Annotated in this window: 18 protein-coding genes and 1 pseudogene; 6 read left to right on the top strand and 13 right to left on the bottom strand. The window is 72.5% G+C overall.

Annotated features, from left to right (window positions below; all coding sequences use genetic code 11):
- Positions 1 to 50 precede the first annotated feature (50 nt).
- Positions 51 to 2,522: an ATP-dependent Clp protease ATP-binding subunit gene (locus tag ACZ4O3_RS36965; protein WP_467726554.1), complete on the top strand. Its 2,472-nt coding sequence runs from the start codon at positions 51 to 53 to the stop codon at positions 2,520 to 2,522.
- Here the strand turns inward: ACZ4O3_RS36965 and ACZ4O3_RS36960 are convergent, their stop codons facing one another.
- Positions 2,523 to 3,521 (bottom strand): LLM class flavin-dependent oxidoreductase, encoded by a 999-nt coding sequence (locus tag ACZ4O3_RS36960; RefSeq protein ID WP_467726552.1) that lies wholly within the window; start codon positions 3,519 to 3,521, stop codon positions 2,523 to 2,525.
- Between the two features lie 76 nt (positions 3,522 to 3,597).
- Between ACZ4O3_RS36960 and ACZ4O3_RS36955 the strand changes: the two genes are divergently transcribed.
- Positions 3,598 to 4,089 carry a phosphatase domain-containing protein gene (locus ACZ4O3_RS36955; protein WP_467726550.1) on the top strand — a complete coding sequence of 164 codons (492 nt, stop codon included), beginning with the start codon at positions 3,598 to 3,600 and terminating at the stop codon, positions 4,087 to 4,089.
- A 47-nt stretch (positions 4,090 to 4,136) separates the two neighbouring features.
- Here ACZ4O3_RS36955 and ACZ4O3_RS36950 read toward each other — a convergent pair whose 3' ends face one another.
- From ACZ4O3_RS36950 to ACZ4O3_RS36940, 3 genes and pseudogenes are all read right to left on the bottom strand, one after another.
- A complete protein-coding gene (locus ACZ4O3_RS36950) occupies positions 4,137 to 4,352 on the bottom strand; it encodes a dodecin (RefSeq protein WP_362722408.1) in 216 nt (71 codons plus the stop codon).
- A gap of 19 nt (positions 4,353 to 4,371) precedes the next feature.
- A pseudogene (locus ACZ4O3_RS36945) lies at positions 4,372 to 5,590 on the bottom strand (GDSL-type esterase/lipase family protein).
- A gap of 4 nt (positions 5,591 to 5,594) precedes the next feature.
- Entirely contained in the window at positions 5,595 to 6,182 is a 588-nt protein-coding gene (locus ACZ4O3_RS36940; protein ID WP_362729581.1) for a TetR/AcrR family transcriptional regulator, read from the bottom strand.
- 71 nt (positions 6,183 to 6,253) lie between these two features.
- Between ACZ4O3_RS36940 and ACZ4O3_RS36935 the strand changes: the two genes are divergently transcribed.
- Together ACZ4O3_RS36935 and ACZ4O3_RS36930 are read left to right on the top strand one after the other, a co-directional pair.
- The gene (locus ACZ4O3_RS36935) at positions 6,254 to 6,745 is read left to right on the top strand and encodes an FBP domain-containing protein (RefSeq protein WP_467726549.1); all 492 of its coding nucleotides are present in this window, start codon (positions 6,254 to 6,256) and stop codon (positions 6,743 to 6,745) included.
- Between the two features lie 133 nt (positions 6,746 to 6,878).
- Entirely contained in the window at positions 6,879 to 8,141 is a 1,263-nt protein-coding gene (locus ACZ4O3_RS36930) for an extracellular solute-binding protein (RefSeq protein WP_467726548.1), read from the top strand.
- A 9-nt stretch (positions 8,142 to 8,150) separates the two neighbouring features.
- On the opposite strand, the gene egtD is transcribed toward ACZ4O3_RS36930, so the two are convergent.
- The 4 genes from egtD to egtA are packed head-to-tail and all read right to left on the bottom strand — an operon-like array spanning position 8,151 to position 12,566.
- Positions 8,151 to 9,113, bottom strand: coding sequence for an L-histidine N(alpha)-methyltransferase (gene egtD / locus ACZ4O3_RS36925; RefSeq protein WP_467726546.1), 963 nt, complete (start codon positions 9,111 to 9,113; stop codon positions 8,151 to 8,153).
- Positions 9,110 to 9,913 carry an ergothioneine biosynthesis protein EgtC gene (gene egtC, locus ACZ4O3_RS36920; RefSeq protein ID WP_467726544.1) on the bottom strand — a complete coding sequence of 268 codons (804 nt, stop codon included), beginning with the start codon at positions 9,911 to 9,913 and terminating at the stop codon, positions 9,110 to 9,112. Before egtC ends, egtD begins: the two co-directional genes overlap by 4 nt.
- A complete protein-coding gene (gene egtB / locus ACZ4O3_RS36915; protein ID WP_362720568.1) occupies positions 9,913 to 11,241 on the bottom strand; it encodes an ergothioneine biosynthesis protein EgtB in 1,329 nt (442 codons plus the stop codon). Before egtB ends, egtC begins: the two co-directional genes overlap by 1 nt.
- The gene (egtA, locus tag ACZ4O3_RS36910; RefSeq protein ID WP_467726542.1) at positions 11,238 to 12,566 is read right to left on the bottom strand and encodes an ergothioneine biosynthesis glutamate--cysteine ligase EgtA; all 1,329 of its coding nucleotides are present in this window, start codon (positions 12,564 to 12,566) and stop codon (positions 11,238 to 11,240) included. Before egtA ends, egtB begins: the two co-directional genes overlap by 4 nt.
- Before the next feature lie 279 nt (positions 12,567 to 12,845).
- Here egtA and ACZ4O3_RS36905 point away from each other — a divergent pair, with 279 nt between their 5' ends.
- Positions 12,846 to 13,727 (top strand): TIGR02452 family protein, encoded by an 882-nt coding sequence (locus ACZ4O3_RS36905; protein ID WP_467726541.1) that lies wholly within the window; start codon positions 12,846 to 12,848, stop codon positions 13,725 to 13,727.
- Here the strand turns inward: ACZ4O3_RS36905 and ACZ4O3_RS36900 are convergent.
- On the bottom strand, positions 13,681 to 14,130 hold the full coding sequence (locus tag ACZ4O3_RS36900; protein ID WP_467726539.1) for a type II toxin-antitoxin system PemK/MazF family toxin: 450 nt from the start codon (positions 14,128 to 14,130) through the stop codon (positions 13,681 to 13,683). The two genes, ACZ4O3_RS36905 and ACZ4O3_RS36900, sit on opposite strands and share 47 nt — an antisense overlap.
- Positions 14,131 to 14,149: 19 nt before the next feature.
- On the bottom strand, positions 14,150 to 14,950 hold the full coding sequence (locus ACZ4O3_RS36895; protein WP_467726538.1) for an alpha/beta fold hydrolase: 801 nt from the start codon (positions 14,948 to 14,950) through the stop codon (positions 14,150 to 14,152).
- Positions 14,951 to 15,012: 62 nt separating this feature from the next.
- On the opposite strand from ACZ4O3_RS36895, the gene ACZ4O3_RS36890 reads away from it, so the two are divergent.
- Entirely contained in the window at positions 15,013 to 15,426 is a 414-nt protein-coding gene (locus tag ACZ4O3_RS36890; RefSeq protein ID WP_362720583.1) for a MarR family winged helix-turn-helix transcriptional regulator, read from the top strand.
- Between the two features lie 57 nt (positions 15,427 to 15,483).
- On the opposite strand, the gene ACZ4O3_RS36885 is transcribed toward ACZ4O3_RS36890, so the two are convergent.
- From ACZ4O3_RS36885 to ACZ4O3_RS36875, 3 genes are all read right to left on the bottom strand, one after another.
- Positions 15,484 to 16,974, bottom strand: a complete 1,491-nt coding sequence (locus ACZ4O3_RS36885) for a flotillin family protein (protein ID WP_362720587.1) — start codon at positions 16,972 to 16,974, stop codon at positions 15,484 to 15,486.
- Between the two features lie 133 nt (positions 16,975 to 17,107).
- Positions 17,108 to 17,326 carry a hypothetical protein gene (locus ACZ4O3_RS36880; RefSeq protein ID WP_362720590.1) on the bottom strand — a complete coding sequence of 73 codons (219 nt, stop codon included), beginning with the start codon at positions 17,324 to 17,326 and terminating at the stop codon, positions 17,108 to 17,110.
- A gap of 61 nt (positions 17,327 to 17,387) precedes the next feature.
- The gene (locus ACZ4O3_RS36875; protein WP_467726535.1) at positions 17,388 to 18,815 is read right to left on the bottom strand and encodes an amidase; all 1,428 of its coding nucleotides are present in this window, start codon (positions 18,813 to 18,815) and stop codon (positions 17,388 to 17,390) included.
- Between the last annotated feature and the right edge of the window lie 94 nt (positions 18,816 to 18,909).

Genomic DNA, 18,909 nt, shown 5'->3' with positions numbered 1-18,909 from the left:
ATGCGGAATCCCGCCGACCGCAGAGCTGATCGCAGAAAGGCCCGGGCCCCATGACTTCTCCCGGTTTCGGATTCGGACGCACTCCCTTCGAGGACTTCGACGAGCTGATGTCCCGGTTCTTCGGCGGATCCGGACCGGGCGCCCCGGCCCGCCGCCCGCAGCGCGTCGACATCGGGAGCCTGCTCTCCGAGCGGGCGCGCGAGCTGGTGGCCGAGGCCCGCGAGCTCGCCGGCGCCGAGGGCAGCGAGGAGCTGGACGCCAGACAACTGCTGGCCGCCGCCACCACCCACGACTCCACCCGGCGGCTGCTCACCGAGTCGGGCGCGGACCCCGACCAGCTCCGCGAGCGGCTCACCGCGGGCCACGGCGGCGGGGAGAGGACGGAGCCCACCACCCTCACCCCGGCCGCCAAGCGCGCCCTGCTCGACGCCTACCAGATCTCCCGTGCCGAGGGCGCCTCCTACATCGGCCCCGAGCACCTGCTGCGCGCGCTCGCCGCGAACCCGGAGTCGACCGCCGGGCGGGCGCTCGCCGAGAGCGGCTGGGAGCCCACCCGGATGCCGGCCGAGGGCACGGCGGAGCGGAAGGCGCCCAGCACCACGCCGACGATCGACGAGTACGGCCGTGATCTCACCGAGGACGCCCGGGCGGGCCGCCTGGACCCGGTGATCGGGCGGGAGGACGAGGTCGAGCAGACCATCGAGGTGCTCTCCCGGCGCGGCAAGAACAACCCCGTCCTGATCGGCGACCCCGGTGTCGGCAAGACCGCCATCGTCGAGGGCATCGCGCAGCGGATCGTCACCGGCGACGTGCCCAAGACCCTCGAAGGCAAGCGGCTGGTCTCCCTCGACCTGGCCGGCATGGTGGCCGGCACCAAGTACCGGGGCGAGTTCGAGGAGCGGCTGAAGAAGCTCCTCGACGAGGTCCGCGAGCACAGCGATCAACTGGTGCTGTTCCTGGACGAGTTGCACACCGTGGTCGGTGCCGGCGGGGGCGGTGAGGGGTCCCTGGACGCGGGCAACATCCTCAAGCCCGCGCTCGCCCGGGGCGAGTTGCACCTGATCGGCGCGACCACGATCGACGAGTACCGCAAGCACATCGAGAAGGACGCGGCCCTGGAACGCCGGTTCGCGCCCATCCTGGTCGGTGAGCCCAGCGTCGACGACACCATCGAGATCCTGCGCGGACTGCGCGACCGTTACGAGGCCCACCACCAGGTCCGCATCACCGACGAGGCGGTCGTCGCGGCCGCCGAGCTCTCCGACCGGTACATCACCTCCCGCTTCCTGCCGGACAAGGCGATCGACCTGATGGACCAGGCCGCCGCCCGGGTCCGGCTGCGTTCGAAGACCCCGCCCACCGACACCCGGGACATCGAGGACCGGATCGCCGCCCTGAGCCGGGAGAAGGACCAGGCGGTCGCCGACGAGGAGTACGAGCGCGCCAAGGACCTCCGCGACCGGATCAGGGAGACCGAGGCCGAACTGGCGCAGGAGGGCGCGGACGACGAGCACGCGCCGAAGGTCACCGCCGAGGACATCGCCGAGGTCGTCTCCCGCACCACCGGCATCCCGGTCGCCCAGCTCACCGAGGAGGAGCGGGAGCGGCTGATCAAGCTGGAGGAGCACCTGCACGAGCGGGTCGTGGGCCAGGACGAGGCGATCACCGCCGTCGCCCGCGCGGTCCGCCGTGCCCGGGCCGGTATGAGCGACCCCAACCGTCCCGTGGGCAGCTTCCTCTTCCTGGGCCCGACCGGTGTCGGCAAGACCGAGCTGGCCCGCGCCCTGGCCGCCGCCCTCTTCGGCGACGACACCCGCATGATCCGCCTGGACATGAGCGAGTTCCAGGAACGCCACACGGTCTCCCGGCTGGTCGGGGCCCCGCCCGGGTACGTCGGCCACGAGGAGGCCGGCCAGCTCACCGAGGCGGTGCGCAGGCAGCCGTACGCCGTACTGCTCCTCGACGAGGTGGAGAAGGCGCACCCGGACGTCTTCAACACCCTGCTCCAGCTCCTCGACGACGGCCGCCTCACCGATGCCCAGGGCCGTACCGTCAACTTCAAGAACACCGTCGTCATCATGACGTCGAACATCGGCGCCGACCGTATCCTGGCCGCCGGTACCGAGGACTACGCCAAGGTCCGCGACGCCGTGATGCCGGCCCTCCAGCAGCACTTCCGGCCGGAGTTCCTCAACCGCATCGACGAGATCATCGTCTTCCGCGGCCTTGACCGCACCCAACTGCGCCAGATCGTCGACCTGTTGCTGGAACACACCAGGCGCCGCCTGCACGCCCAGGAGGTCGGCCTCGAAGTCACCGACGCGGCCGCGGGGCTGCTCGCCAACCTCGGGCACGAACCCGACTTCGGCGCCCGCCCGCTGCGCCGCACCATCCAGCGCGAGGTGGACGACCGCCTCGCCGACCTGCTGCTGTCCGGCCAGCTGACGGCGGGCGACAGGGCCGTGGTGGACGCGGCCGACGGTGAGATCGTGATCCGCTCCGACCACCCGGCCGAGGTCTGATCAGGCGTTCACGATCTGGGCCAGCCGCCGGTACGAGTCCAGCAGGGCCGCACGGTCGTACGTGCTGGTGGTGACCAGGACCTCGTCGGCGGCGGTCTCCTTCAGGACCGTCTCCAGTTCGTCCGCGACCTGGTCCGCGGTACCGGCCAGGTGCCCGGCGAGTCCGGACTCGTAGAAGCCGCGCTCCTTCGCGGTCATCGCCCTGCCCTCGGCCGCCTCGGCCGGGGGCAGCGGCGGGAAGGTGCCGTGGGTGCGGGAGTACGCCATCGACCAGGCCTCCGGGACGAGCAGCCGGCGAGCCGCCTCGGGGGTACCGGCGACGGCGACGGTCCCGGAGACCACGACGTAGGGCTCGGCCGCCCAGGGCGAGGGGCGGAAGCGGTCGCGGTAGTGGTCGATGCCCCGGAGCATCCGCTCCCGGTTGCGCAGGTCGCCGATGACCATCGGCAGCCCGGTGCGGGCCGCGATCTCCGCGCCCTCGCCCATCGCCAGTACGAACGGCGGCACCCGCAGCCCCTCGGCCGGGCGGGCCCGTACCCCGGTCGGCGAAGTGCCCTCGAACCAGCCGAGCAGTTCGCCGAGTTGCGCCGCGAAGTCCTCGGCGTCGTCCTTGCCGCGCCCGAGCGCCCTGCGGACCCCGTCGGTGAAACCCACCGACCGGCCCAGCCCCATGTCGATCCGCCCGGGGAACAGCGACTCCAGCACCCCGAACTGCTCGGCCACGACCAGGGGCCGGTGGTTGGGCAGCATGACCCCGCCGGTGCCCACGCGGACGGTGCGGGTGGCGGCGGCGACGGCGGCGGCCAGCACGGTCGGCGCCGAACCGGCGACCCCGGGCACCCCGTGGTGCTCCGACACCCAGAACCGGTGGAATCCGAGTGCCTCCACCTCCCGCGCCAGCGCCACGGTGTCCCGCAGTGCCGCACCGGGGGTGTGCCCCTCCCTGGTGCGGGAGCGGTCGAGGACGGAGAACCGGGTCCGGGCGATCAGCGCGTTCACAGAGGGTTCAACACCGCGACGGCCCCAGGATTCCCGCCGCCGGCCGGCCCCGCCGGCGCCCGGCTAGGGTTGCCGCGTGACCGAGAGCAGCAAGCGTCCGATCGCCGTGTTCGACATCGACAACACCCTCGCCGACACCGCGCACCGGCAGCGGTTCCTGGAGCGCAGCCCCCGGGACTGGGACGCGTTCTTCGCGGCCGCGCCGCACGATCCGCCGCTCGCGGAGGGGATCGCGCTGGCCGTGGCGACCGCGCGGGAGTGCGAGATCGTCTATCTCACCGGACGGCCGGACCGCTGCCGACGCGACACCCTGGACTGGCTGGCCGCCCATGGGCTGCCCGAGGGCCGGGTGCACATGCGGCGCGACGCCGACCGCAGGCCCGCCCGGCGCACCAAGCTGGAGATCCTGCGCCGCCTCGCCGAACGGCGTGCGGTCCGGGTCCTGGTCGATGACGACGAGCTGGTGTGCGACGACGCCGAACGGGCCGGGTTCACCGTGGTGCGGGCCCGCTGGGCCGACCGCTCGGCCGCGCTGGAGCAGGCCCAGGAGGGGGAGGGGCGGACCTGAGCCACCCGGGCGGACCCGAACTCCGCGCGGCCGGGGTCCGGCAGGCGTCAGTCCTCGTCGTCGATGCGGAAGCCCACCTTCAGGCCCACCTGGTAGTGCTCGATCTGTCCGTTCTCGATCTGGCCCCTGACCTGCGTCACCTCGAACCAGTCCAGGTTGCGCAGGGTCTGGCCGGCGCGTGCGACACCGTTGCGGATGGCTTGGTCGATGCCCTCGGTGGAGGTGCCGACGATCTCGGTGACCCGGTAGGTGTGGTTCGGCATCGGGATGCTCCTCTCGTCGTCACTCCAAGGTCCCGCATCCGGACGCCGGGCGCGAGGCGTCGGCGATCGGGTCACCGGCGGCGAAGGGGCCGCCCGTGCCGAACACGAGCCGTGCGAAGTTCTCGGCGATGCGCCGGTGCCCCGCCGGATCGGGATGGATCTCGTCGGGCAGCGGGAACTGCGCGTACTCCCGCTCGCCGTACAGGTCACGGCCGTCCAGGTGGTACAGATGCGGGTCGTCGGCCGCGCGCTGTGCGACGATCCGGGCGAGTTCGGCGCGGATGACGTTGAGCGTCAGGCGCCCGGCGGCGCTTTCGGCCGGATCACCGGTCGCCCTGAACCGCAGGGTGCCGCCGTCGAAGTCGGGCGCGAGCGGTCCCGGTGTGTCCTCCTGGACCGGGCACAGGAGGGCCGACACGACCAGCAGCGGTGTGGTCGGATGCCCCTCGCGCAGGGTGTCGAGGAAGCCGTGCACCGCCGGGGTGAAGGTGCGCAGGCGCATCGCGTCGGCGTTGGTTGATGCCGATCTTCAGGCTGATCAGGTCCGCGGGGGTGTCCCGCATCGCGCGCGCGGTGAACGGGTCCAGCAGCGCGCTGCCGCCGAACCCCAGGTTCACCAGGTCCACTTCGCCCCGGGCGGCCGCCAGGGCGGGCCAGGTGGCTGTCGGATGCGTGGCGTTGGAGCCGTGGCTGATGGAACTGCCGTGGTGCAGCCACACCCTGCGCCCGCTGTCCGGCGCCCGCTCGACGGGGGCGTCGGTGCGCAGCACGATCAGCTCGGTGACCTCCGTGTGCGGAAGCCAGATCTCGACGCTCTTGTCCCCGGCGGGCAGGCCGGTGAACCGGGCCGTGCCGGCCGGCCCCTCCGTCAGCTCGGCGGACTGGGTGAACATGTCGGTGATCGTGTACACGTTGCCGCCGGTCACCGTGGCCTGGGCCGTGAGGCGGCCGTCGACCAGCAGGTCGTACACGCCGTCCGGCGGGGCCGGGAACCCTCTGTACACCCGTTTGGTGGGCCGTGTGTCCAGTTCGACCGTGGTGGCCCGGGTACGGAAGGCCAGCCGCACGCCGGAGGGCTGGGCCTCGGCCAGGGTCAGCTGGGCGTCCGGGATCTGCCGGCGCGCCCGGGTGGGCAGCCGGTGCGGCAGCAGGCCGAGCGCGGTCGTCTCCACGTCGAGGAAGCCGCGCAGCAGGTCCACGGTGACGGGTGTGGTGATCCAGTCGTGTTCGGTGTTCATCGCCTCAGCCCGTCGAGGTGTGTGTGGGGGTGGCCCGGCTCCGCAGCAGGGTGTCCAGGGACTCCACGATCCAGGCCCACGACTCCCGCGCGTCCGGGGCGCTGTGCTCGAAGCCCCCGGCCAGTTCCAGGCTGACGTAGCCGTGGAAGACGCTGCCCAGCATCCGGACGGCGTGGGTCTGGTCGGGTTCTGTCAGGTCGTAGCCGCGCAGGATGGCCCGTGTCATATGGGCGTGCCGCACCCCGGCACTGGCGGCCGCCGTCTCGGGATCGAGCCGGAACCGGGCGGCGTCGTAGCGGCCCGGGTGGTCACGGGCGTAGTCGCGGTAGGCGTCCGCGAAGGCGGCCAGGGCGTCCTTGCCGGCCCGTCCGGCCAGGGCGTCGGCGACCCGGTCGGCGAGTTCCTCCAGCGCGAACAGGGCGATCCTGGTCCGGAGTTCCTGGGAGTTCTTCAGGTGCGAGTACAGACTCGCGACCTTGACGTCGAACCGCCGGGCGAGTGCCGAGACGGTCACCTGGTCGAAGCCGACCTCGTCGGCCAGCTCGGCCCCGGCCATGGTCAGCCGCTCCGGGGTCAGCCCTGCTCTAGCCATAACCTTCCTCCTGTTCAGCGGTAACCATAATGCATTTGCCTAAAGCCTATAGGCAAATTAGCCTGCCGCTCATGAGACCCCTGAACGAGCGGGAGATCCGCACCGCCTTCGTGAACTGCACCAAGGGCGAGGCCAAGCGGCTGACCGTCCCCCACGACCTGGCCGACCGGCCCTGGGACGACCTGGACTTTCTCGGCTGGCGGGACCCCCAGGCGCCCGACCGGGCCTACCTGGCCGTCGAGCTGGACGGACGCCCGGTGGCCCTGGCCCTGCGCTCCTCCGGTGCCGCCTCCTGGCAGACCCGGCGCAGCATGTGCTCGATCTGCCTGACCACCCATACCGGAGGCGTCTCGCTGATGGTCGCCGCGAAGGCCGGCAAGGCCGGGCAGCAGGGCAATTCCGTGGGTGTCTACCTGTGCAGCGACCTCGCCTGCCCGCTGTACGTACGGGGCAGGAAGGACGCGGGCGCCGGCTCCCGTCTGCCCGAGTCGCTCACCCTGGAGGAGAAGGTCCGGCGGACCGTCGCCAACCTCGCGGCGTTCGTCGCCAGGGTCACGGCCTGAGGGGCGGTGACCCTGCGGGCCTTGACCCTGCGTATTGGTCCATACCAAAATCCCGTACACCCGTACGAGCCACCGTGCTCGTCCCCCACGTCGGGCCATTTCCCCTGTCCGCCAGACAGAACAGGAACCCCTCGTGAGACGTCGACGCCCGCTCGCCCTCGTCTGTGTGTCCGCCGCCCTGCTCGGCGCCTGTGGCGTCCTGCCGGGCGGATCGGGCGGGCGGCACACCGTCACGGTGTGGCTCATGCAGAACAGCGCCTCCCAGGAGTTCCTGCGCCGGTTCACCGCGGACTTCGAGCGCACCCACAAGGACATCCGCCTCGACATCCGTGTCCAGCAGTGGACCGGGATCGTGGACAAGGTGCAGGCGGCACTCAGATCCGACTCCGCGGACGCTCCCGACGTCATCGAGGTCGGCAACACCCAGGTCCCGCAGTACGTCGAGGGCGGCCGGCTCACCGACCTCACCCTGGAGTCGATGCGGGACTGGGGCAAGGAGCACTGGCTGCCCGGCCTCGCCGAACCCGGCCGGGACGACTCCCGCCAGTACGGCATCCCCTGGTACGCGGCCAACCGCGTGGTCATCTACCGCAAGGACCTCTTCAGGAAGGCCGGCATCACCTCGCCGCCCAGGACCCGCGACGAGTGGCTGGCCGACACCCAGAAGCTCGACTCCGACGGGAACCAGGGAATCTACCTCGCCGGACAGGACTGGTACACCCTCTCCGGGTTCGTCTGGGACGAGGGCGGCGATCTCGCCGTGGAGACGGACGCCGGCTGGAAGGGCACCCTGGACAGCCCGGCCGCGCTGCGCGGGATGGACTTCTACCGGCGGCTCCAGGCCCTCGGCAAAGGGCCCGTCGACGCCGACGAGGAACACCCGCCCCAGGCCCAGGTGTTCGCGGGTGGCCGGGTCGCCCAGCTCATCGCGGTGCCCGGCCTCGCCCAGTCCATCGTGCAGGAGAACCCCGAACTCAAGGACGAGATCGGTTACTTCCCGGTGCCGGGCCGCACCGCCGACCACCCCGGCGCCGTCTTCACCGGCGGCTCCGACCTCGTGGTGCCGCAGAACACGGATCGGCCCTACGACGCGACCGCGGTCGTCGGTTCCCTCGCCGGCGCCCAGTGGGACACCGAACTGGCCCGCACCATGAACTACGTGCCCAACAAGACCACGCTGGCCGGCGCGGTCGCCGGGTCGGAGGGGGTCGCCGCCATGGCGGCGGGCGCCGCGCAAGGGCGGGCGACCCCCCACACCCCGGACTGGCCGGCGGTCGAGGCCGACAACCCGATCAAGGGCTACATGACCAGGGTGCTCGGCGGGGCGGACCCCGGGACCGAGGCCCGCCGCGCCTCCCGCAAGATCACCGAGCTGCTCGCGCCGGACCTCGGCTGAGCCGGCGGGTCAGCGGGCGACGCTCAGGGAGAGCGCGAAGCGGTCCTGCGCGTCGGTCCACCAGTTGGTCAGCTCAAGTCCGGCAGTGGCCAGTTCGGAGGTCACGCCGTCCCGCCGGAACTTCGCCGAGACCTCGGTGCGCAGTTCCTCGCCCGCCGCGAAGTCCACGGCCAGGTCGAGCGCCGGCACCTTCACGGTCTGCGCGACCCGGGAGCGCAGCCGCATCTCGATCCACTCCTCGTCCGCGTCCCACAGGGCGACATGGTCGAAGGCGCCCGGGTCGAAGTCGGCGTCCAGTTCCCGGTCGACGACGGCCAGGACGTTCTTGTTGAACTCGGCCGTCACCCCGGCCGCGTCGTCGTACGCCCGGACCAGCACGTCCTCTTCCTTGACCAGGTCGGTGCCGAGGAGCAGCGCGTCACCGGGCGTGAGCAGCCCCCGCACCGAGGCCAGGAACCGGGCCCGCTCGGCGGGCAGCAGATTGCCGATCGTGCCGCCGAGGAACGCCAGCAGCCGCGGCCCCGGGGTCTCGGGCAGGCTCATCCGGCCGGTGAAGTCGGCGATCAGGGCGTGCACGGACAGCTCCGGCCGCTCCTCGATGAGCGCCTGCCCGGCCTGTGTCAGCGCGCTCTCGCTGACGTCGACCGGGACGTACACCTCCAGGGAGGTGAGCGCGTCGATCAGCAGACGGGTCTTCTCGGAGGAGCCGGAGCCCAGCTCCACCAGGGTGCGGGCACCGCTCGCGGCGGCGATCTCACCGGACCGGGCGAGCAGGATCTCCCGTTCGGCCCGGGTCGGGTAGTACTCGGGCAACTCGGTGATCCGCTCGAACAGTTCACTGCCCCGGGCATCGTAGAACCACTTGGGCGGCAGCGTCTTGGGGGTGGCGGTGAGGCCGTTCAGGACATCGGCGCGCAGTGCGGCGTCCGTCGCGTCCTCGGGAAGGGTGCGGGTGACACGGAGGGGACTCACGTACAGGGCTCCTTCGGGGATGCGGATGCCGGGGCCTCCACCGGGCCGTCGACCGGCGTCCCGACCGGGGCGAGGGTGACGCCCCGGCGGCTCGCGACGAGCAGCGTGCGGTCGGGGACCTCCTGCCAGCGCGGGTCGTCGTCGTACGGCTCGGAGGCGACGACGATGCGCCGGCCGGGTTCCGAGAAGTGGCTGAGGCTGTCGCCCCAGGCCGTGGCGGCGATGGTCTCGCCGTCGGTGAGCAGCAGGTTCAGCCGGGCCGCCGGGGCCGCCTCGGCGATCTGGAGAACCGTTTCGGCAAGGGCGGGGCCCGGTGGCGTGCCGGACCGCAACCGGTGCAGGACCAGCGCCCAGGCGAACGCCGAGTCGGTGCGTGCCTCCATCGACAGCAGGTCCACCGGGGGCAGCAGCGGGACCAGGGACGCCATGGCCTGGGGCCAGCCGGGGATCGCCCCGTTGTGACTGAACAGCCAGCGGCCCGCGGCGAACGGTGCCGCCGCGGCCTCCGCGTCCGCACCCGCCAGCGTCGCGTCGCGTACGGCGGCCAGCAGCGCGCCGGTGCGCACCACGCGGGCCAGGTCGGCGAAGGACTGGTCGGCCCAGATCGGCCCGGCCCGCCGGTACCGGGCCGGCTGCGGGTCCCCGGCGGCGTACCAGCCGACGCCGAAACCATCGGCGTTGACCGTCCCGTAGCGCTGCCGCCGGGGCGCCCACGACTGGCGGTACAGGGAGTGTCCGGGCTCCACGAGGAGCCGGCCGAGCGGCTCCTCGGGGCCCAGGCAGGCGAGGTGGCGGCACATCAGGCGCTCTCCGCGGTACGGGCGGTGCGGAAGCCGGAGAAGATCTGCCGCCGGATCGGGTAGTCCCAGTTGCGGAACGTCCCCCGGCAGGCCACCGGGTCCACGGCGAACGAACCGCCGCGCAGCACCTTGTACTCGGGGCCGAAGAACACCTCCGAGTACTCCTTGTACGGGAAGGCGGTGAAGCCGGGGTAGGGGAGGAAGTCGCTGGCCGTCCACTCCCAGACGTCACCGATCAACTGCCGTACACCCAGCGGCGACTCGCCCTCCGGGTAGCTGCCTGCCGGGGCGGGGCGCAGATGGCGCTGGCCGAGGTTGGCGTGCGCCGGCCCCGGTTCCGCGTCGCCCCACGGGTAGCGCCGGGACCGGTTCTCACCAGGGTGGTGCCGGGCGGCCTTCTCCCACTCGGCCTCGGTGGGCAGCCGGCGGCCGGCCCAGCGGGCGTAGGCGTCCGCCTCGTACCAGCACACGTGCAGCACCGGCTCCTCGGGTGGCACCACCTCGGTGGCCCCGAACCGGCGGCGCAGCCACCGGCCGCCCTCGCGGTGCCAGAAGTGCGGGGCGCTGATCGCGTGCTGCCGGATGTGCGCCCAGCCCTCGGGCGTCCACCAGCGCTCGTTCTCGTAGCCGCCGTCCTCGATGAACTCCAGGTACCGGCCGTTGGTCACCGGGGTGGTGTCGATCCAGTAGGGCGCCACCTCCCGCCGGTGCGCGGGACGTTCGTTGTCCAGCGCCCACGGCTCGGTGGAGGTGCCCATGATGAACGGGCCGCCGGGAACCAGTACTTCGGCCGGGCCGGTGAACGGCGGTGCCGGGTCCGGGTCCGGGGCGGTCAGGGCCTGGGGGCCCTTGCGCAGCTGATGGGTGATCAGCATCGTCTCGTCGTGCTGCTGTTCGTGCTGGGCGATCATCCCGAAGGCGAATCCCGCCTCGGTCAGCCGGGTGCCGCCGCCGAACGCCGGGCCCTCCAGCAGGTCCAGAGCCCGCCCGCGCACCTCCGCCGCATAGCGCCGGGCCTCCTCGGGCGGCAGCAGCGGCAGCGTGGGCCGTTCGGAGCGCGGGTGCTCGAAGGCGTCGTAGAGGCTGTCGATCTCGGGGCGCATCGCCTCCCGGCCGCCGACGTTGCGCAGCAGCCAGAGCTCTTCCTGGTTGCCGATGTGCGCCAGGTCCCAGACCAGTGGGGACATCAGCGGGGAGTGCTGGGCGGTGAGGTCGGGCCCCTCGACGCAGCTGGTCAGGAGCGTGGTGCGGTCCCGGGCCGTGGTCAGGGACTTCAGGGCCCGGTCGCGCAGGGTCTCGATGTCGATGTCGGTCTCGGGGGCGGTCATACGGGGATGTCCTTCCCGTGGGCGCGGCTCGGTGTGCCGCGCAGGGGGTCCAGCAGGTCGTCGGCCGGGCAGCGGCCCCGGCGGACGTACCGGTCGGAGTACTCGGTCACGGCGGCTAGGACCTCCGGGGTCGCTCCCAGCCGGGGCAGGGCCTCCAGCGCCGCCGCGAAACAGGCGACGGTCACCTCGTGCAGCTCCGGGTCGCGGAGCCCGGTGCGGGCCGCGTCGATCCACAGCGGATTGTGCGGGGCCGCTCGCGGCTGTGCCCGCTCGGTCAGCGGCTTCACCGTCCGGTACGCGGTCTCGGCGGCCTCCGCGTCGTCGAACAGCGCCGTCGTCACCGCCAGCGGCACGATCCAGCCGTCGTCGCCGGGCTGCGCGTCGATCATCCGCAGCTCCAGATGACCGCGCGGCCGGACCGGCGGGAACAGCGTGGTGAGGTGGTAGGCGAGATCAGCCCTGGTGGGCGATCCCGACCGGGTCCACTCCCGGAAGGTGAGCCCCTCGGGGACCTCCCAGGGACCGCCGTCGCGCCTGACGCACATCACCGGGGCGTCCAGCACGTGCCGGGCCCAGGACTCGCGCGGGTCGCCGGTCAGCGGGGGCGCTCCCGCGCGGCCCGCGCCGATCTCCATCCACAGCAGCTGCCGGGTGGAGACCCAGCCGGTGGGCCGCCCTCCCGCCAGGGGGGAGTTCGCGAAGGCGGCCACCAGGACCGGGCCCAGCTGGTGGGACAGCCACCAGCGGCGGACGTGTCCCAGCGGGCCCGGCTCCTCGTGGCCGGCGTCCAGGCAGACCTGGACGGACGCCGAGGAGCACATCATGTGCCGGCCGGCCGGGCCGGTCCGGTCCAGACAGGCCTCCATCGCGTCGTAGCGCGGCTCGCGCAGGAAACGGCGGGGCGTGTGCCAGGGTTCGTGACCGGCGCCCATGAGGCCGAGGCCCTGCCGGGCGAGGACGGTGCGGACGGCGTCCAGGTCGGCGGAGACGGTACCGATGCACTCCATCAGGGAGGCGGCGGGCGGCGAGCTCAGCTCCAGCTGGCCGCCGGGTTCGACGGTGAGTGCCGACCCCAGGGGTACCGTGCGCAGTGCGGCGTAGGCCGCTTCGAGTCGTTCCGGTGTCACGCGGAGCCGCGGTCGCCGCAGCTCGTGGACCAGCCATTCCACTTCGACCCCGACCGTGCGGGGCGGGCCGGTCTTGAAGCAGATGCCCTTGACGAGGGCCTCCACCTCGGCCTCGGTGACAGCGGTGCGGTCGTCCGAGAAGTCGGTCTTCACCGACCCGTCGGTACAGTGGCCGCCGTCGGATATCGAGTCGGACATGTAGGGATCCTCCTGAGATTCCACCATGTCGCCGGCCCGGCAGTTGTTGGGTCCGGGACGGCATCGTCCGTTCCACCCAAGACCTTCGCGCCGATTCGCACAAGGGCACCTATCGGGACGTTCTGGATCGGTAACCTCTGCTTCCTCGCACGTTCCGGCACCGTTTCGGGCGCGGGAAACTCCGTTGCACCGGATTACCAGCATCGCTCAGGATGCCTGTATGGGCACGACGGGGGAGATCGCGCGGGCCGCGGTCATGGCGTCCACGGGGGTGGCGCCATGAGTGCGCGCCTGCGTGGAATCGCCCAGGAGACCGAGCGGATCGTGGCGGCGGGGGGCTACCGGACGCCCGACGGCCGGGAGATTCTCCTGGCCGCCGACATCGCCGCCGCACAGGCCGGGACGCGGATCCACGGCCCGGAACCGGTGCCGGTTGCGGAGGTCTCACCGGCCCGGACCGTCGTCGAGGTGACCGGCGAGAGCAGCCTGGAGGCCGCCCGCCGGCTGGCCGACGCCCCGGTCGCCGTCCTGAACTTCGCCTCCGCCCGCAATCCGGGCGGCGGCTATCTGAACGGCGCCCAGGCGCAGGAGGAGGCCCTGTGCCGCGCCTCCGCGCTCTACGCCTGCCAGGTGCACGCCCGGGCCTTCTACGACCACCACCGCGCCCACCGCGACCCGTTCTACTCGGACCGGGTGATCCACTCCCCGGCGGTCCCGGTCTTCCGCGACGACCGCGGCCGGCTCCTCGCGGAGCCCTACCGCGCCGGTTTCCTCACCTCCGCGGCGCCCAACGCGGGCGTGGTCCGCCGTACGGCACCGGATCGCACCGGTGAGCTGCCGGGCGCCCTCGCGGTCCGGGCCGAGCGGGTCCTGGAGGTGGCCGCCGCGCACGGATACCGGCGGATGGTCCTCGGCGCCTGGGGCTGCGGGGTCTTCCAGAACGACCCCCGGCAGGTCGCGGAGGCCTTCCACGGCCTGCTGGGACCCGGCGGACGGTTCGCGCGGACCTTCGAGCACGTGGTGTTCGGGGTCCTGGACCGTACGCCGGGATCGCCGGTCCTTGCGGCCTTCACCGAGACGTTCCGGGAAGCCTCCGCCCTCGACGGTCAGCCGCTCACCGCCAGCCGTAGCGCTCGTGCAGCCGGTTGCGTACGAGGTTGAAGCGGCCCCGGTCCAGCGAGCAGGCCTCCCGGCGCATGCCGTCCTCGTGCAGCCGCAGCACTCGGTCCACGTCGATCCAGGAATCACGTCCCGACCGGTCCCAGGGGCCGCTGCCGATCGCCACCCACTCGCGGTCGTTGTCGTGCCGCTTGCTCGACAGTTGCACGGCGAGCAGGGTGCCGGCCGCCTCGCGGGCGACGACCAGCACCGGACGGTCCTTGCCCCGGCCGTCGTTCTCCTCGAAGGGCACCCAGGTCCACACGATCTCACCGGGATCGGGGTCGCCGTCGTGGGCGGGGGAGTATTCGGTGCGCACCCTGCCGACCCCGCGCGGGTCGGCTTCGGTGGTCGCGGTGGGGCCGTAACGGCCGGGAATGTTCTCGTCGTCGGTAAGCGCAGTCACGAGGGCACCCTAAGGGGCCTCAGCCTGCGAGAACACGCGGGGTGCCGGTACGGCGCAGCTCGGTCTCGATCAACTCGGCGGTGAAGTCGGCGCGTTCGATGTGCGGAAGGTGGCCGGCCCCGGGCACCGGCTCGAACCGGCCCTGGGGGAAGGCCTTCGCGTAGGCGGCTCCGTAGGCGGGGGTGACGACGCGGTCGCTCTCGCCCCAGATCACCAGTACCGGCTGCGCCACCCGTCCGAGCCTCGGCATCAGCTTCGCACTGGTCATCCGGCCGCCGTCGGTGAGCAACCGCATGGTCGCCATGTTGGCCCGGCGGCGGTCGAGTTCGGCGGCGGGGAGGGTGGCCGGGTCGACGTAGAAGCGGTCCGGGTTGTGCCAGGAGTGCTCGGCCTGGGCGCGCGGGTCCAGCGCGAAGAAGTCGGTGACCTGCTCGCCTTCGACGTCCGCGCCGACCGCGTTGACCAGGACCAGGCCGGTGATCAGCCCCCCGGTGTCGCGTATCGCCATCTCGGCGGCGAGTTGACCGCCCAGCGAGGAGCCGACCACCAGGACGTCGCCCGCCTCGCAGTCCTGGAGCAGGTGGAGATAGGCGACGGCGAGGTCCTCCACGCTCGTGAACCAGTCGGGGCGGGGCGTTCCGTCCCAGCCGGGATGGACGGGGGTGAGCACGCGGCCGGACTCGGCGAGGCGGGCGGCGAGACCGGCGACGGTGGCGGGGCCGCCGCCTCCGTGCAGGACGAGGACGGGGCGACCGGAACCGGCCTCGGTGAGAGAGACGGGCAGGTCGGGATACACCTGGACGGTGCGGTTCGTCGTCATGCCGGGAACTCTAACTAAACATCTTTATTTAAACAAGCTTAGTCATGAGTTAGACTCAGCCCATGCACGATGACCTGCACGTTCTCGGAAGAGCGGTGAAACAGGCCCAGTACCGGCAGCACCGGGCGATGGACAGCGCGCTCTCGGCCGTCGGTACCACCCTCGCGCAGTGGGACGCGCTGCGCGCCATCGACCGGCTGCCCGGCGCCTCGGCGCGCGAGCTGGCCGCCGCCACCTTCCAGAGCGAGCAGGCCTTCGGCACGCTGGTGGGCCGGCTGGCCGCGCAGGGTCTGGTGGAACGGCGGCCGGGCCACGGACGCCGCATCCAGCACCACCTCACCCCGGACGGCGAGCGCATCCTGGCGGCCGGGCACGGGGTGTCCGGCGAGGTGCTCGCCGGATGCTTCGCCGGGCTGACGGCGGCCGAGCGGAGCACCCTGCTGGAGCTGTTGCGGCGGCTCAACGAGCGAGAGTGAGCGCGGAGATGCCCCCGGACCTGCCGGGGGCACCCCTGTCGTGCGTCGCGCCGGCGGCTACTCGCCGTCCTGCTCCACCGGAACCTTCTGCGCCTTCGGGGCCGCGACGCCGTTGAGGACCGGCGAAGCCCCGGTGTGGTCCTGCCCGTTCTTGTTCATCGAGGCCAGCAGCTGGCGGGCCAGCCCCAGTCCGGTGCCGCCCATCGTGAGCGCCTTGGCGAACATCTCCCCCATGCCGTCGGCGCCGTTGAGCAGCACCATGTTGTCGACGTTGCCGAACGCCGAAGCGCCGGCCTTCACGATCTCCGGCCAGTTCTCGGCGAGTTGCTGGGCGACCACCGCCTCCTGGTTCTCCGCCAGGGCGGCGGCACGGGCCTTGATGGCCTCCGCCTCGGCGAGGCCCTTGGCCTTGGCCGCCTCGGCGTCCGCCAGGCCCCTGGCCTGTGCCGCGGCCGCCTCGGCCTCACCGGTGGCGCGGGTCGCGGCAGCGCTCGCCGTACCCCGGGCCTTGGTGGCCTCGGCCTCGGCGCTCGCGGCCGCCTTGACCCGGGTCGCCTCGGCCGCCGCCGCCAGTTCCGTCTCCTTCGCCTTGGCCTGGGCCGCCGAGATGCGTGCGTCCCGCTCGGCCTCGGCCAGCGTGCGCTTCTCGTAGGCCTTGGCGTCGGCAGGCTTGCGGACGTCCGCCTGGAGCTGCTGCTCACGCCGGTGCGCCTCCAGCTCGGCGACCCGCGTCTCCTGGACGACGACCTCCTGCCGGGCGGCCGCATCGGCGAGCGGACCGGCCTGGCGGGACTGGGCCGCCGCCTTGTCGCGCTCGGCCTGGTAGCCGGCCTGGAGGATCTCGCTGTCCCGGGTGGCCTCCGCCATCCGGGCGAACGAGGCCTGCTCCGCCTCGGTGGCGAGACGATTGGCCTCCGCCTGCGCGATCCGCGCGTCCCGCTGCACGGCGGCCGCGTGCGGCATCGCCAGGTTCTTGATGTACCCGGTCGGATCCTCGATCTCGTGGATCTGCAGGGAGTCGACGATGAGCCCCAGCTTCTCCATCTCCGTGCCACAGGCGGCCCGGGTCTGCCCGGTGAGCTTGTCCCGGTCGCGGATCATGTCCTCGACCGTCAACCCGCCCACGATGGACCGCAGATGACCGGCGAACACGTTGTGCACCCGCTCGGACATCAGCTTCTGCTGGTCCAGGAACCGCCGGCCCGCGTTGGCGATCGACACGAAGTCGTCGCCCACCTTGAAGATGACCACCCCCCGTACCTTCAGCGGAATGCCCTGCTGGGTCACGCAGTCCACCGACAACTCGGTCTCGTTCAGGTCCAGTGACAGCTTGCGCACCGCCTGCACGCCCGGCAGTACCAGCGTGCCGCGCCCCGTGACGATGCGGAAACCCATGCCTGCTTCGAGACCTTCGGTCCGATGGTTCGAACCGGAGATGATGAGCGCCTCGTTCGGCTCGGCGACCCGCCACATCATCTTGAACACACCGATCAGCACGAGAACGGCGAGAACCGCCGCCCCCGCAACGACGCCGACGACCATCGGCATTCGCCCCCTTTGCCTGGTGCCCTCACGGCACCGAACGAAGGGAGTGTGCGCTCGCGCGAGCGCGGGGTGAAGACACTGGCGGATCCTTGTTGCCATCTTGACGCATACGCCCCTCACCTGGGGCTACGCGTGCTCAACTGTCGTACGCGGGCATGACGTAGACCGTTCGCGGCGGCAGGTGCTCGACCACCGTCACCACCGTCCCCGGCTCGATCCGGGTGCCGGCGTCGGCGGCGTAGGCGAGGAAGTGCTCGGCGCCTCCGCGCACCCGGACGATCACCTCGCCGACGAGTCCGGGCCCGACCGTTCCGGTGACCCGCCCCATGAGCCCGACCATCGACGCATCGTCCATGGTCAGAGGGTACGGGCGGGTCAGGCGACGGGAAAGCCGCCGGGCGCCGGTCGCGGGGCCGTCATGCGGCCGGCGAGCCGGTCACCACGGCCCGGGCCGGCGGCCAGTGCTCGTGCCAGCGCAGTTCGGCCTCCAACTGGGCGGCGACGGACACGAGCAGCGGCTCGCTGTCGGCCGGGCCGAGCAACTGGGCGCCCACCGGGAGTCCGTCGCCCACGAATCCGGCGGGCACATTGACGCCCGGCCACCCCAGCACGTTCCACGGCCAGGCGTAGGGGCAGGCGGCGATCATCGCCCGGTCGGTGGCGAACTGGCCCAGCTCCAGCAGCGCGCCGACGCGGGGCGGGGGAGCCGCGGTGGTCGGCGCGAGGACCGCGTCGTAGGACGCGAAGAAGCCGCCGAACCTGTGGCGCAGAGCCGTCTCCGCGCGCCGGGCGGCCCGCAGCGGGGCGCCGCCGAGCAGCCGGCCCAGCCGGGCCGCCTCCAGGGTGCGCCTGTCGAGCAGAGCGGGTTGCGCGGTCTCGCGGACGCGTTCGGCGATCCCGACCGTGGCGCGCGGGACGAAGGTGAGTCCGATCCGGCCGTAGGGCGGGTCGGACTCTTCGACGGTGTGGCCCAACGCGGCGAGTTTCTCGGCGAGTTCCAGGATACGGGCGCGTACGTCCGGCTGGAGGCGGGCGGGCAGCGCGGTGAACGGCGGCTTCAGGGACAGCGCGATACGCAGCCGCCCCGGGTCGCGGCCGACCGCGTCGGAGGTCGTCAACTCCTGTGGGCGGTGCGGGTCCTGGGGGTGGTTGCCGCTGGCCGCGTCCAGCAGCAGGGCGGCGTCGGCGACCGTGCGGGCCAGGGTGCCGTTGACGGTGATGCCCTGGAAGGACTCGCCGCGCGGCCAGGTCGAGATCCGGCCGCGCTGGGGCTTGATGCCGACGAGGTGGGTCCAGGAGGCCGGTATGCGCACCGATCCGGCGCCGTCCGAGCCGAGCGCGGCCGGGACGAGCCCCGCCGCGACGGCGGCCGCCGACCCGCCCGAGGAACCGCCCGGAGTGTGTCCCGGCTGCCAGGGGTTACGGGTCGCGCCGAAGGCCGGTCCCTCGGTGAACGGCCACTGTCCCAGTTCGCAGGTGTTGGTCTTGCCGATGATCACCGCTCCGGCCGCCCGCAGCCGTCGTACCGCTTCACCGTCCTCGGCCACGGGCGGGAAGTCGCCCCGGCAGCCGAAAGCGGTCGGCTCGCCGGCCACGTCCGTGTCGTCCTTCACCGCGACCGGCACCCCGAGCAGGGGACGGCGCACCCCGGCGGCCAGCTCCCGGTCGGCGGCGTCGGCTTCGGCGAGCGCGGCGGACGCGCGGACGATCCGGAAGGCGTTGAGGGAGCCCTGGGTGGACCCGATCCTCTCGAGGCAGTCCTGGACGAGCTGACGGGAGGTCATCTCGCCGGCCGCCAGGGCGCGTACGGACTCGGCCAGACCCGGTGAACGGTCGGACGGCATGCGAACCCACCTTCTGTAGCGTGCCACTTACCGGAGGGTAACGTCGAGTCGGGCCGCGCCGGACAGTTTTCGCACAGCCGGCGCCCGGTCATGT

The organism is Streptomyces sp. NPDC026515, from assembly GCF_055567595.1.
Note: the sequence above shows the minus strand (reverse complement) of the source record. Positions and strands in the feature narration are given on the sequence as shown.